The sequence below is a fragment of the Pseudarthrobacter leeuwenhoeki genome, assembly GCF_055412885.1.
This window is the reverse complement of record NZ_JBVAYY010000009.1, coordinates 160,221-173,421: the sequence shown is the minus strand read 5'-3', so window position 1 is coordinate 173,421 and position 13,201 is coordinate 160,221. Positions and strand designations below refer to the sequence as shown.

General features: G+C 66.8%; 13 protein-coding genes, 1 tRNA gene and 1 riboswitch. Of the genes, 6 read left to right on the top strand and 8 right to left on the bottom strand.

Annotation, left to right across the window (positions count from 1 at the left end):
* Positions 1–102 precede the first annotated feature (102 nt).
* Together ACZYX4_RS10255 and ACZYX4_RS10250 are read right to left on the bottom strand one after the other, a co-directional pair.
* Positions 103–630 carry a SixA phosphatase family protein gene (locus tag ACZYX4_RS10255; RefSeq protein WP_463875499.1) on the bottom strand — a complete coding sequence of 176 codons (528 nt, stop codon included), beginning with the start codon at positions 628–630 and terminating at the stop codon, positions 103–105.
* Positions 631–717: 87 nt separating this feature from the next.
* Positions 718–1,584, bottom strand: a complete 867-nt coding sequence (locus tag ACZYX4_RS10250; protein ID WP_463875497.1) for a winged helix-turn-helix domain-containing protein — start codon at positions 1,582–1,584, stop codon at positions 718–720.
* 623 nt (positions 1,585–2,207) lie between these two features.
* On the opposite strand from ACZYX4_RS10250, the gene ACZYX4_RS10245 reads away from it, so the two are divergent.
* From ACZYX4_RS10245 to ACZYX4_RS10235, 3 genes are all read left to right on the top strand, one after another.
* Positions 2,208–2,948 (top strand): response regulator transcription factor, encoded by a 741-nt coding sequence (locus ACZYX4_RS10245; protein ID WP_463875495.1) that lies wholly within the window; start codon positions 2,208–2,210, stop codon positions 2,946–2,948.
* 3 nt (positions 2,949–2,951) lie between these two features.
* Entirely contained in the window at positions 2,952–4,589 is a 1,638-nt protein-coding gene (locus ACZYX4_RS10240; protein ID WP_463875493.1) for a sensor histidine kinase, read from the top strand.
* A gap of 103 nt (positions 4,590–4,692) precedes the next feature.
* Positions 4,693–4,850, top strand: a riboswitch (cyclic di-AMP (ydaO/yuaA leader).
* A gap of 1 nt (position 4,851) precedes the next feature.
* Positions 4,852–5,622, top strand: a complete 771-nt coding sequence (locus tag ACZYX4_RS10235) for an aggregation-promoting factor C-terminal-like domain-containing protein (protein ID WP_463875491.1) — start codon at positions 4,852–4,854, stop codon at positions 5,620–5,622.
* A gap of 78 nt (positions 5,623–5,700) precedes the next feature.
* On the opposite strand, the gene upp is transcribed toward ACZYX4_RS10235, so the two are convergent.
* Both upp and ACZYX4_RS10225 read right to left on the bottom strand, forming a co-directional pair.
* Positions 5,701–6,336 carry a uracil phosphoribosyltransferase gene (upp, locus tag ACZYX4_RS10230; protein ID WP_463875489.1) on the bottom strand — a complete coding sequence of 212 codons (636 nt, stop codon included), beginning with the start codon at positions 6,334–6,336 and terminating at the stop codon, positions 5,701–5,703.
* Between the two features lie 12 nt (positions 6,337–6,348).
* Positions 6,349–7,143: a phosphatase PAP2 family protein gene (locus ACZYX4_RS10225; RefSeq protein WP_463875487.1), complete on the bottom strand. Its 795-nt coding sequence runs from the start codon at positions 7,141–7,143 to the stop codon at positions 6,349–6,351.
* Between the two features lie 120 nt (positions 7,144–7,263).
* On the opposite strand from ACZYX4_RS10225, the gene ACZYX4_RS10220 reads away from it, so the two are divergent.
* Positions 7,264–7,767 carry a nucleoside deaminase gene (locus ACZYX4_RS10220; RefSeq protein WP_463875485.1) on the top strand — a complete coding sequence of 168 codons (504 nt, stop codon included), beginning with the start codon at positions 7,264–7,266 and terminating at the stop codon, positions 7,765–7,767.
* Positions 7,768–7,848: 81 nt separating this feature from the next.
* On the opposite strand, the gene ACZYX4_RS10215 is transcribed toward ACZYX4_RS10220, so the two are convergent.
* The 3 genes from ACZYX4_RS10215 to ACZYX4_RS10205 all read right to left on the bottom strand — a co-directional run bounded on the left by ACZYX4_RS10215 (position 7,849) and on the right by ACZYX4_RS10205 (position 10,678).
* Positions 7,849–9,105 (bottom strand): DNA glycosylase AlkZ-like family protein, encoded by a 1,257-nt coding sequence (locus ACZYX4_RS10215; protein ID WP_463875483.1) that lies wholly within the window; start codon positions 9,103–9,105, stop codon positions 7,849–7,851.
* Positions 9,106–9,210: 105 nt separating this feature from the next.
* On the bottom strand, positions 9,211–9,609 hold the full coding sequence (locus ACZYX4_RS10210; protein ID WP_463875481.1) for a 6-pyruvoyl trahydropterin synthase family protein: 399 nt from the start codon (positions 9,607–9,609) through the stop codon (positions 9,211–9,213).
* 4 nt (positions 9,610–9,613) lie between these two features.
* A complete protein-coding gene (locus ACZYX4_RS10205; RefSeq protein WP_463875479.1) occupies positions 9,614–10,678 on the bottom strand; it encodes a zinc-dependent alcohol dehydrogenase in 1,065 nt (354 codons plus the stop codon).
* A 151-nt stretch (positions 10,679–10,829) separates the two neighbouring features.
* Between ACZYX4_RS10205 and ACZYX4_RS10200 the strand changes: the two genes are divergently transcribed.
* Positions 10,830–10,917 (top strand) — tRNA-Ser (locus ACZYX4_RS10200).
* Positions 10,918–11,041: 124 nt separating this feature from the next.
* Positions 11,042–12,166: an alpha/beta hydrolase family protein gene (locus ACZYX4_RS10195; protein ID WP_463875477.1), complete on the top strand. Its 1,125-nt coding sequence runs from the start codon at positions 11,042–11,044 to the stop codon at positions 12,164–12,166.
* On the opposite strand, the gene ACZYX4_RS10190 is transcribed toward ACZYX4_RS10195, so the two are convergent.
* Complete coding sequence (locus ACZYX4_RS10190; RefSeq protein WP_463875475.1) at positions 12,163–12,939, bottom strand: type 1 glutamine amidotransferase domain-containing protein; 777 nt, start codon at positions 12,937–12,939, stop codon at positions 12,163–12,165. The genes ACZYX4_RS10195 and ACZYX4_RS10190 overlap by 4 nt on opposite strands.
* Positions 12,940–13,201 lie beyond the last annotated feature (262 nt).

Below are 13,201 nucleotides of genomic sequence, written 5' to 3'. Positions count from 1 at the left end.
CCGATCGCCATAAGTCCACGAGTAAACAGCATCAGTAAACCGCAGAATCGCCTGCTTGACTATGCATCCCGGGAACCGGGCAGGGCGTACCGTGCCGGGGCGCTATTTGGCCCGGGGAACTTTGAAGTGCGTGAGCCTCGCGTCCTGGCCATCGAGTTCGGCCCAGGACTTCTCCGTCTCCATGACGGTCAGCGCGCTCGTGGGGAACCGCGTGGCCGCGTCCATGTACGCGTCGTGGTTCGAATCGCGGGAGGCAAGGTGCATGGCGAGGTCCTGCACCCCGGGCATGTGCGAGATCACCATGAGGGTGGTCACCGTATCCGGGACGTGGTTGATGACGGCCAGCATCCGCTTCGCCGGCGCCGCGTAGAGCCCGTCCTCAAGCTTCGGCGTCGGAGCCTTGTCGCCAAGTTCGCTGCACACCCAGGTGCACGTCTGCCGCGTGCGCAGGGAGCTGGAGCACAGGATGAAATCGGGGACCACACCATGCTTCAACAGCCATTTCCCCGCCTGCGGGGCATCGCGGTGGCCACGCTCTTCGAGCGGCCGGTCGTGGTCCGCGACGCCGCCGGGCCAATCCGACTTGGCATGCCGCATGATCACCAGCCGTTTGATGTGATGCGCGCTCATGGATCAATCCTAGTGCGGCGGCTGATCCCCGAGCACGCAAAAGCGCCCGCCCCGGTTCAGGGTCGGACGCTGTGCGTGGCCTGGAAGCTAGATCGAGTATTCCGGGGCGGCCCAGACAACAACTTCCGGGTGCTCATAAAAGCGGTAGCCCTGGCCGCGGACCGTACGCACGGTGTTGGCGAGACGGCCCAGCTTGGAGCGCAGGCGACGGATGTGCACGTCGATAGTCCGCTCGTTGGGGACCTCCTCGGCATTCTTCCACAGGCCCTCGAGCAGTTCGTCGCGGCCCACGGTGCGGGTGCCGTTCTCGACGAGGTAGTTGAGGAGTTCGAACTCCTTGAACGTGAGGTTGAGGGATTCGCCGTCGAGCGCCACCTCCCGGCGGGCAAGGTCGATCAGGACGCCGGACGGGCGCTGGTCCTGCGGCTGCTGCAGGCGGGCGGTCTCGGAACGCTGACGGGCGCCGACCGTGGGGTCACCAAAGGTGGAACGGACCACGTCGAGCGCGGAACCAGGGGCGCTGGCCGGCGCGACGGCGACGGCAGCGTAGCTTTCGGCTCCGGAGACCAGGGACTGGGCGTAGGCCCGGATCTCCTGGGCAAGCTTGGCAATGGACGTGCCGGCGGCCGCGGCGGTTTCCTCATCGATCCCCATGTAGAGGACGAAACCGCGGGCGACGTTGTCGTTTGGGACGGGACGGACGGGACGGACGGGGCTGCCGTCGCCCGGGGCAATCACAGGAGTAGGGGCCGTGGCCGGCGTAACAGCGCGGAGCTGTCCGTAGGAGTTGGGATTGTACCCCTGCGGGGCATAGCCCGCCGCGGGGAAGCTGTTGCCGGATCCGGCAGGGGCGAAGGACGCCCGGCCGCCGAAGCCCTGGCGGATACCGGAGGCCTGGCCGGCCTTGCTGGCGTTACGGACGGAGATGTGGACGTATCCGGATGCAACTGACATGGATTGCTTACCTCAATGTGAATGGCCGTCATCGCGGCTCGAATGCTACTTTTCCCCGCAATGAAAACTGGGGAGGGCGCCCGACGCTGGGCTGGGGGCGAATGCCTAGAAACCTTTGGGGTGTAAAAGTTAGGCGTGCATTCGACAACAGCGCTTCTCGGTACCAGCGGGTGCGCTGATCCAAAAAACTGCGGGTGCAGGTGCTGTTGAGTTCTTGTTCACAATTGAAGTGTGCAACGTAACAATGAAAACTTGCAAGTAACAATGGACGCAAAAGTCCACCATCTGAGACAGAACGCGGAATTGTAGTGCAGATCACAATTCCAAGCCGTCAATAAAAAACACCCGTCCTGGTCAACGGGCGCCAACTTGGCCGGTTCGTCGAACTTAATTCGCGCCAGCCTCCCGATTGCCCGGAATCATTCACTGTAAGTCGAAGCGGGCAAACCCTTCGCCTACTTAGCATTAGAAGTCCAGCGTTCCACAGGGCGGTCACCCCCGGTCGACGAAAAAAGCGGTCCCACCGCCGGTCCGGGGGATGTCCGGCTCGCTAGGCTGGGATTCACAGGCGCCGCACAGGATCCCCAAAGCCGCATACAACCGGCAGATCGGAGAGTTGTCCCATGGCCACTTCGCACTCCATGACCAATAATCTCCCCCGGCTCAGCCATCCGGATGGCTCTCCTATCCGGGCCCTGGTCGTGGACGACGAACCCAGTCTCTCCGAGCTCATGAGCATGGGGCTGCGGATGGCGGGATGGTCTGTTGCTGTCGCAGCCGACGGCCCCGAAGCCGTGAAGCTCGCCAAGGATTTCCGCCCCGACGTGCTGGTGCTCGACGTGATGCTTCCCGGATTCGACGGCGTTGAGCTGCTGGGGAGGATCCGCGCCTTCGCGCCGGAGGTGCCTGCTTTGTTCCTGACAGCAAAGGACGCCGTCCAGGACCGCATCACCGGGCTGGCAGCGGGCGGGGATGACTACGTGACCAAACCGTTCAGCATGGAAGAAGTGCTGCTGCGGTTGCACCGGCTGGTCCAGCGTTCCGGAGTGGCTGCGATGGATACCGCCGAACTCGTCGTCGGGGACCTCGTCCTGAACGTCGACACGAGGGAGGTTCGGCGCGCAGGCGAAGAACTGCACCTCACGGCCACCCAGTTCGAGCTGCTGCGCTACCTCATGGAGAACCCGAAACGGGTCGTCAGCAAGGCCCAGATCCTGGACCGGGTCTGGGACTACGACTTCGGCGGGCAGGCCAACATTGTGGAGCTCTACATCTCCTACCTCCGCAAGAAGGTCGACGCCAGCCACCCGCCCATGATCCACACGGTGCGCGGCGCCGGCTACGTCCTGAAACCGGCGGACTGATCCGTGCCTGCAGGCCCTGCCGAGATCCGCCCCTCCGGACTCAACTGGCGCACCCCGTCCACCTGGCACCTGCGCACCCGGCTTGTCCTCGTCGCCATGGCCCTGCTCGTTGCGATCTGCGGGGCCGTCGGTATCGTCAGCTATGCCTCGATGGACTTCTTCCTGACCAGACAGCTCGACACCCAGCTGCAGCAGGCAGCGGTCCGTGCCCGCGAGTCCGGCCGCTCCGGCCGCTCCGACCCCCTTGAGGCGCGGGGCCTGGCCATCGGCACCCTGAACGCGCGAATCCATGACGATTCGGTCCGCAGCGCCGGCTTCCTCTCCGAGGACGCCACCCGGGAATCCCTCACCGACGAAGACGACGAAGTGCTCCTGGAGCTCACCCCGTGGCTCGAGCCGGTGGACCGGACCCTGTCCGCCGGAGCCTACCGGCTGGTTGCCGCCGAGGCGGGCGGCGACGTGATCGTCACCGGCCTGCCGCTCGCGGAGAAGCAGACCACGCTTGCCACCATGGTCTGGACCATGGTGCTCGTGTCCGCCGGCGGGCTCCTGGTCATCGGACTGGCCGGGACGGCACTGATCCGCCGGACCATGAAGCCGCTCGATCAGCTCTCCGAGGTGGCAACGCAGGTTGCGCGGCTGCCGCTCGACGCCGGAGAGGTGGGACTTGCTGTGCGGGTGCCGGCGTCCGCAGCGCATCCGGAAACCGAGGTGGGCAGCGTGGGCCATGCCCTGAACATGATGCTGGACAACGTCTCCAATGCCCTGGAAGCTCGGCAGAAGAGCGAGATGAAGGTCCGCCAGTTCGTCGCGGATGCCTCGCACGAACTGCGTACTCCCCTGACCGCCATCCGCGGCTATACCGAGCTGATGCGGATGACCGAACATTTCACCCCCGACGGCCAGAAGTCCCTGGCCCGGGTGCAGAGCCAGTCCGAACGTATGACGACCCTGGTGGAGGATCTGCTCCTGCTCGCGCGGCTGGATGAGGGCCAGCCGCTCAAGCTCAGCGACGTGGATCTCACCCAGTTGGCCATCGAGACGGTCAGTGACGAGAAGGTCATGGCCCCGGACCGGGTCTGGCACTTGGAGCTCCCGGAAGAGCCTGTGGTGGTTCGCGGGGACGCGAGCCAGCTGCATCAGGTGCTGGTCAACCTGCTCTCCAACGCGCGCAAACACACGGGCCCCGGCACGACCGTGGTGACCGGTGTGAAGCGATCCCCGGACGGACATGCCGAGGTGACCGTGACGGACAACGGCCCCGGGATTGCCCCCGGGTTCGTGGACCGTGTCTTTGCCCGCTTCACGCGCGCGGACGCTTCCCGCAAGAATCCGGCAGCACTCACGACGCCGGCAACCGGCAGGGCCCTTCCGCGGCGTCCGCTGCACCCGCCGCGGCCGCCCGGGGCATCCTCAGGGGGCGCCACAACAACGCCCCCTGCAACGACGGCCTCCACCGAGGGCACCAGCGGGCTGGGATTGTCGATCGTGCAGTCGATTGTCGAGGCCCATGGCGGGACTGTCAGTGTGGCCTCGGTGCCCGGCCGGACCGAGTTCACCGTTCGGCTGCCGGAGGCTCCGGCGCCGCCCGAAGTCAAGCCGTCGCTGGTCAGGGCGCAAGCCGCCCCGCCGACGCAGTGATGCTTGTTACCAAACTGTAACTTGTCTGTTCAACTCCTGTACGGTTTTTAAGTGCGGCCATCACTGGGGCCGCATGTCCGGATGTACGCCACGCTCTGCCGCCTCCCGGATTCCGCTGGACAGGCAGAGGCGGGGGACCCAGAGTTCCCGGGCATTTTTTGCACATTGCGCCCTTGGGGTGAAGCCGACACGTGAGATTCCGTGCGGCCGGGTGACCTCATCCGAACCCGACAGCTAACTCCGCAGGCGTTGAGAGGCACTCATGACTAACTCCAAGGCACAATCGGGCCCTGACGACGCCGCAAACTCAACCGGCTCCAAGCTGTCGGGCCACGGCGCCGAGCCGGCCAGGCCCGCTTCAGCCTTGGCCCGGTTTGCCCGCCACGCCGGTTCGACCGGCCGCCGGGCGGCCGTTGTTGTTGCCGCCTGCGCGATGATCGTGGGGGCCGGCGCCGCCGGCCAGGCGTCCGAGACGGCCGCGCGCAATGCCGACGCCGGCAGTTCCACGCAGGCAGCCGCCTCGGCGGATCCGCTGACGCACCTTGATTTTGAGCGTGTCCGGGTCGAGAGTGAGGCCGTCACCGGCACCGGCGACGCCGCGGCCCAGCCGGCCGAGGTCGCGCCGGCCGAAGCACCGGCCCCGGCAGCTGTCCCGGCCCCCGCTCCCGAGCCCGCCCCGGCACCTGCGACTGTGCCGGCACCTGCACCGGCCCCCGTTGCCATCGATGACCCTGCCGGCGCCCAGGCGTACGCGGCGAGCCAGTTGGGCTCCTATGGCTGGGCCCCGAGCCAGATGCCGTGCCTCATGAAGCTCTGGACCAAGGAATCGGATTGGGAGACGACCGCCACGAACCCGAGCAGCGGCGCCTACGGTGTGGTCCAGTCGCTGCCGGCCGAGAAGATGGCCAGCGCGGGCGCGGACTACCGGACGAACTACCGGACCCAGATCAACTGGGGTCTGGAGTACGTCAAGGACCGCTACGGCTCACCCTGTGGGGCCCTGAACTTCCACTACGCCCACAACTGGTACTAAACCCCTGGCACAGCCAGCGAGCAGCCGGAGCCGCGCGCGAACCGGCCACCAGGGCAGGTCCGGTGCCGTTCGGCTGACTTAACCGGCCACGCCGTAAAGGCGGTCGCCGGCGTCGCCCAGGCCCGGCACGATGTAGGACTTCTCGTTGAGCTTCTCGTCGATCGAGGCGAGCACGATCGTCACGTTGGCGTCGGCAAGCTCCTCCTCCAGCTTCGCCAGGCCTTCCGGGGCGGCCAGCAGGCAGATGCAGGTGACGTCGGAAGCGCCGCGCTTAAAGAGGAACTTGATGGCCTCGCGCAGCGTGCCGCCGGTCGCGAGCATGGGGTCCAGGACGAAGATCTGACGGTCGGTAAGGTCCTCGGGGAGACGCTCCGCGTAGGTGATGATGTCCAGGGTCTCTTCATCGCGGGCCATGCCCAGGAACCCGACCTCGGCCGTGGGGACCAGCTTGGTCATGCCCTCGAGCATGCCGAGTCCGGCCCGGAGGATGGGAACCACCAGCGGGGTGGGCTTGGTAAATGCGGTGCCAATGGTGGTGCTGACCGGCGTCTCGATGGTCACCGGTTCGGTGCGGACGTCGCGGGTGGCCTCGTACGCCAGGAGCGTGACGAGTTCCTCGGTGAGCTGGCGGAAGACCGGGGACGGGGTGTTCTTGTCCCGCAGAACGGTGAGCTTATGGGCGACCAGCGGGTGGTCCACAACGAAAGTGCGCATGGGTCAAAACTATCACCCGGCGGCTGGGGGGCCGCCCGTGGGGCCACGGGCGCCGACGTCGCCCTTGTCCCCTGGAGCACTGCCGGGGGCGGCGCCGTCGTGCAGGTGCGCGGGGTTGTCGAAGGTGGGTGCGGGGCCGGCGTGTTCCCGGTGCCGGATCACGTGGAAGAGCCGGTGTGCCAGAATCACGATGCCGACCCAGGCCAGCCCCAGCACCCATCCGATGATCACATCGGTCATCCAGTGGTGGCCCAGATAGACCCTGCTCATGCCCATCGCGAAGATGAAGGACGCACCCGCCACTATCAGGCTTACCCGCGCTACGCTGCCCTGGATCTGCAGACAAGCCAGGTAGACCACGAGCCCGATCACTACCGTGGTGTTGAGCGTGTGGCCGCTCGGAAACGACGGCGAGGATTCGTAGGGCGGGACGGCGTCGGAGTGGTCCGGGCGGGTTCTGCCGACCAGTGTCTTGCCCAGCGATGTAGCGGTCACGGAGACTGCTGCGGCACCTCCGATCAGGATCAAGGGCCGCCAGGTACGGCTGGTCCAGATGAGCCACGCGGTGAGGATGCTGGCCAGGATGGGCATCCCGACCCCGCCGCCGACGTTGGTGAATGCCGTGACGAACGAGTCGAGGCCGGGGCTGCGGAGCTGTTCCATCCACCCCAAGGTGGGCTTGTCCAGGTTCGCCAGGCCGGCGTCATCCACCACGTCCTCATAGACCTCGGCACCCAACAGCGTCAGGACCAGCACTACGACGCCGCCAATGGCCATGGTGGCCCAAAGCGCCGCGTAGGGCACCACCCATTTTCCCCAATGCTGCGTTAGCCAGCTCTCCGACCCGGTGTTCACGGCATCTCCCGATTGTTGTCTTCGGCAGCTTCACTGCCCAGCTTGCTTAGTCATCGAAACTATCATTGAGCCATGACTTCCCCCGAGCCCCGCCATGCCAAATGGATGGGCCTTGCCCTGACCGAGGCGCGTGCCGCGCTGGCCACGGCGGACGTGCCGATCGGCGCCGTCGTCATCGGGCCCGACGGCACCGTGCTCGGCAGCGGGCGCAACGAACGGGAGGCCCTCGGGGACCCGACGGCGCACGCGGAGGTGGTGGCCATCCGCGAGGCTGCGGCTCGGCTGCAGGAATCCAGCGCACAGGGTGGGGGCGCCGGTGACGGCTGGCGGCTGGCGGACTGCACGCTGGTGGTGACGCTGGAGCCCTGCGCCATGTGCGCCGGGGCCGTGGTGCTGGCCCGGATTCCGCGGGTGGTGTTCGGTGCCTGGGACGAGAAGGCCGGGGCCGCCGGCTCCGTGTTCGACATCCTCCGCGAGCGCCGGCTCAACCACTGGGTGGAAGTGTACGGCGGGGTCAGGGAGCAGGAATGCGCGGCGCTGCTGCAGGACTTCTTTGCCGGGCACCGCGGCGCCTGAGACCTGGCCATCGCCGCTCCCCCCGTCTGGTGACTCCCGGCGCTGACTCCCGGCGCTGGCTGAAGGCGCTAGCTGACGGCGCTAGCTGACGGCGGCGGAGCCTGTTGCGGCTGCCGCCAGGTTATCGATCCGCTTTTGCCGGGTGGCCGGTGAATCGAGGCTGAAGGCCCGGAAGTCACCGAGGTCCTCCCGGATCCAGTCCTCGACTTCGGCGATCCGCCGGGTCACCGCCGGTGTGGGGGCCTGGAACACCCAGGGCACGATCCGTTCCTTGCCGGGATCGTACTGCCAGAGCCCGATGATCCGGCCGCGGTCGAGAATGGGATGGTCCGGGAGATCCGCCTGCAGCGCCAGCGAACCCGGGGTGTTCGCGTGCCGGTCCTCCTCGGCCAGCAGTTCGGCGGCATTCCGGCGCAGCAGCGCGAGGGAGTCCGTTCCGGCGAGCAGTTGGATCTGCTCCTCGTCCGGTTCCTGGAAGCCGGCGAGCTGCTCGACGTCGTCGGGCAGCATCCACAGCATCTCCCCGGCGGCGGTGGGAACCTCCACCGCGCCGGCCGCAGCCAGCGCTTCCTTGCTCTGGGCCACCGTGAAGGCCGTGAACCACTGCGACTGTTTGAACGTGGCCCCTCCGGTCCAGCCCAGGTAGCGGCGGACCAGTTCGATACGGGCCTGGTCATCGTCGAGCGGGCTGGGCGGCAGGTTCCACAGTTCGTAGGCGTAGCGCTGCTGGTCGAGGCGGCCGGTGGCCGGGACGCGGCGGATCCGCCCCTGGGACTGCAGGATGCCAAGGGCCGTGGGCAGCGTGGTGGTGGCGCCCTTCCGCTTGCCTTCCTCGCCGAGGCTCCGCACGGATTCGCCGAGTTCCTCTTTAAGCTGCCGGGGATCCATCGGGACGGCGGCCTCGGTGAGCGTGTGCAGCACCTGTTCCTCCAGCAAGGTGATTTCGCCGCGGTCCACGCCGAGCCTGCCGACCACTCTGACGGCCGCCTCGGCGGCGTCGCACCCGAGCGTCAGCGCCCAGGCGAAGTCGTCCCGGCCCAGCACGTAGGTGCAGCCGCGCGCCGCCGGGAGTTCGAGGATTCGGTGCGCCAGGACGTCGGCATCCACTTGTTCGCGGCGGATGCCGGCGCGGGCAAAAAGCGTCAGGTAGGGGTTGGCGCCGCCGACGGAGCGCGCCCAGCCCGCCCGGGCGAACACCTGCTCCGCGGTGCAGCCGGCCAGCGAGCCGTCCAGGCCCTGTTTGTGCCACGCCCAGGCGCGGAGCCGCTGCCGGGTGAGGGTCCGGGCCGGCGGCGCGTTCACCGTCGGGGGCTGCGTGGTCAGGGGCTCGGGCGTCATGGGGTCATTGTCCACCAGCTTGAGCGGCAGGGGAATCTTCCGCGGACGGCTTTTCCTGCGGAGCACCCGGCGGCTGCGCGGTGTTCCCCAGTGGCGCCAGCGTTCCTAGCTGGCCTCGAAGTCGAGCGAGTAGCTGGCCCACGCGTCGGGGGTTTCGCGCAGGGTGACGTCCAGTCCGGCCAGCGCGCGCCCGTCCGCGCCGGTGCGGATCTTCGCTGCCAGGGCGTCGGCGACGTACTGGGCCAGGGCCTCGGTGGTGCTGAGTTTTCCCGCGAAGTCGGGGTGCTCGTCGAGGTTCTTGAAGTTCAGGCCTTCGAGGATGGAATCCAGCACCGCGCCGGCCTCGCCGATGTCCAGGACGATCGAGTCCTCGTTCAGGGTCTGACGGCGGAAGGTCACTTCTGTGACAAAGGTGGCGCCGTGCATGCCCTGGGCGGGGCCGAAGACTGGGCGCGGGAGGCTGTGGGCGATCATGAAGTTGCGGCGGACGGTCAGGCTGAACACGGATTTACCTCGTGGCTTCTGTGGGGGCGGATTCGGTGGCGGGAGCTTTCCGGACAATATCGTCGCTGGCCGGGTAGTCGATGACGTGGCAGAGCGCGTCCAGCGCGCCGTCGGAGAGCCGCTGGACGACGTCGGGCAGCTCTCCCAGGGGGGAGGAACCGGTGAGGAAGGCGTCGAACCCGGGATCGCTCAGCAGGGAGACGGCGAGCCGGAGCCGGTCGGCGTTGGTGCGCCGGTGGCGGCGGGCGCGGGCCACGACACCAACCTGGCTGGCGCGGATGGACAGCCGGCGGGCGTGGAAGTCTTCGCCGAGCGGGACAGTGACTTTGCGGTCGGCGTACCAGGACATTTCGATGACGTCGCCGTCATCGCCCGCGAGCTGCAGGGCGCGCGCCAGGCCCGCCTCCGACGCGGAGCAGTGGATCACGATGTCGCAATCCGGCAGGGCCTCGGCCGGGTGGCTGAATTCGACGCCAAGGGTTTCAGCGAACGCCCGCTTGGCCGGGTCGATATCCACCAGCTGCAGCCGTCCGAGCGGGAACGTGCCCAGGAGCTTGGCCACCATGCCGCCGACCAGGCCGGCGCCGATCACGGCGACGCGGTCGCCGAGTCGGGGCCCGGCCTCCCAGATCCCGTTGATCGCGGTCTCCACGGTGCCGGTCAGCACGGCGCGTCGGGCGGGGACATCATCCGGAACCACGGTGAGTTTCTCGACCGCGACGACGTAGCGGTCCTGGTGCGGGTACAGGCAGAAAACAGTCCTGCCCAGCCAGCCAGCCGGGCCGTCCTCGACCACACCGACGGAGAGGTAGCCGAATTTCACCGGGAACGGGAAAGAACCTTCCTGGTTCGGGGCGGCCATTTCCTCAGCCACACGTTCCGGGACGCGGGAGTTGTGGACGACGAGTTCGGTGCCTTTGCTGATGCCCGAGTACAGGGTGCGGACGAGCGCTTCGCCGGGGCCGGGGGTGGGGAGGTCCTCGCGCCGGAGCTCCCCCTTCTCGGGGCCGACGGTCCAGTATGCGGTGGCTGTGGCGTTCTGTGCGGGCTGTTGGTCTGAGTCAGTCATGTTGCTCACGAATCTAGTCCCCTGTCCATGCGCGGGGAAGTGCCGGCAGTCCGGGCGCGCCGCGGTTCGCGGTCTGACGGGGCGGGCATTCGCGGTCTGTCGGGGCGCCGTTTTGTGGATCAGCGCGTTGCTCCGGTAGCCTAGTCAGGTTGGTGACGTGTCCGAGCGGCCGAAGGTGCAACACTCGAAATGTTGTTTGGTGAAAGCCAACGTGGGTTCAAATCCCACCGTCACCGCCAAGTGGCAAGACCCCTGCTTCCCTTATAAACAAAGGGAAGTGGGGGTTTTGTTTTGCCTTTGTTTTGCCCATGAATTGGCTCAGAGCACCCACTGCGCCCGCCACTGCAGGAGTACGCTGGCGAAATGAGCGATCCCGAGCTTGTGGCGTTGCCAGTGGGGTTCGAACGGTTCCATCGACGGGACTTCGTCAACTACCAACTCAACCGGGCATATTCGCTGGGCTTCGCTGCCCGCCATGAGCTAGTCGACGCCGCGGCACACGTGCGGTCGATGGATGACTGTGTCACCGTGTTCGAGGCCTTGTCGGGCCGGGTGGCAGCCGAGGCCCGGCCTCGGCATGCGGCAGGTTATGCGAGGATCGCGGAATTCTTCACGCCGCCACGATCGGCGGAGAAAACGAATCGCTACCGCCGTTATCTGAAGCTGTTCGACACCGCAGTCGCAGATGCTGTCATCGTCCGTCACGAGATCCCCTATGCCGGCGCGGCGCTGCCGGCCTATTCGCTTCCGGCGGCCGGGACACCAACTGGCGAGACGGTGCTGCTGCACGGCGGGTTCGATTCCTTGATCGAAGGTGGTGCGCGGACGTTGAACGGGCTCACCTTTGACCACGACTGGGAAAAGCCGGTCGGGGCGGTGTTGGACCACTTCCGCCTTGATCGGGCCGCCCTGGTCGGCATCTCGATGGGTGGGTACTGGGCATTGCGTGCCGCAGGACGCGAGCCTCGCATTTACAGTGTCGTGGCTTGGCCGCCGGTGTACGACTGGCTGCACAGGGTCCCACCCGTAGTGCGCAGCCGGGTCCGCACGATGGTGCGGCACCGGCGCTTCACGCGCTGGAGCGTGCGCACCCGTGCCCGGCTGTTCCCGACCCTGCGCGTTGTGGTCAATCAGGTCCTTTACATGCTCGACAGCGACGATCCGGCCGACGCCGCCGAGTGGTTCCTGGTCATGAACGCCGAGCATCTGGACAGCGGACGGGTGATCCAGGATGTGCTGCTGATGTGCGGCGAGCACGACGCCTTCCAACCGCCAGCACTGACCAAAGCGCAGGCTCAAGCGCTTACGGCCGCCCGCAGCGTCACGACGCGCATGTTTACCCGAGCCGAGCAGGCCGACCAGCACTGCCAAATGGGAAACCTCGAGCTCGCCTGCGATGTTCTCACCACATGGTTGCGCACGTACGACAACTGGCGGCCGCCCCGTCGTCGGGGCGGCCGCCAGTTTTCAGTGCACTGCTGGTGTTAGTGCTCCGCTTCTGCGGCAGCCTTCTTGGCGTCTTTCTCGGCGTCCTTTTCGGCGCGCAGAGCCTCCGCGTCGTGCTGTTCCTCGGCCTTTTCCTGGTGGATGAGCTCTGCGAAGAGCTTCTCCATCTCCTTGGCCACGCCGGCGGCTGAGGCCGGGTTCTGGCCGGTCACCAGCCGTTCGTCAACCACGACCTTCTCCTCAAAGACATCAGCGGAGACGTGGGTGGCGCCCTGTTCCTCAAGTCGGTCTGCCAAAAAGAACGGGATGACCTTGTCCTTCCCTGCGGCAACCTCCTCGTCATTGGTGAAGGCGGCCACCTTCCGGCCCTCGACGAGGCGAAGCCCGTTTTTCAATTCCACGTTCAGCAGGCCGGCCGGCCCGTGGCAGACCGCGCCCACCAGGCCGCCGGCGTTGTAGACGCTGGCCACCAGGTTTTGCAGGCCTTCGCTGTCCGGGAAGTCCCACATGGTGCCGTGGCCGCCCACGAGGTAGACGGCGTCGTACTGGTCGGGATCAACGACGTCGACGCGGGCAGTGTTGTAGAGACCGGCGCGCGTGGCCTCGTCCTCCGTGAAGGCGACCTGGATGGGATCTTCTGAGTCCACCTCGTCGCGCGGGGGCTGGCCGCCCTTGATGGACGCGAAGTCGACGAAATGCCCGGAATCCTTGAAGACCTTCCAGGGATGTGCAGCCTCGGCCACGTTGTAGCCGGTCTTCTCTCCCGTATCGCCGATCTCGGATACGCTGGTCAATACCATGAGAATTTTTTTCATGAAGTGCTCCTTTTGTCTAACGTCCACCCTACGCCCAGCCCCCTTCAGGCCCTCGCTCCCCGCCCTGGAGGTCGTAGCCTGCCCCTCGAATCGCCTGTACAAACGGATGAGGCGGCATGGTGCTAAGCTTTCTTAGTTTCTCTTTCTGTCTAGAAAAGGGCGGAGAGGGTAAATGGCGGACGCCACCCCGTCAGCCCATCGCGGCTGGCGGGGTTTCGTTGCGTCAGAGCCCATTCCCTAGTGCTTTGCCTGGGTCCCGGGG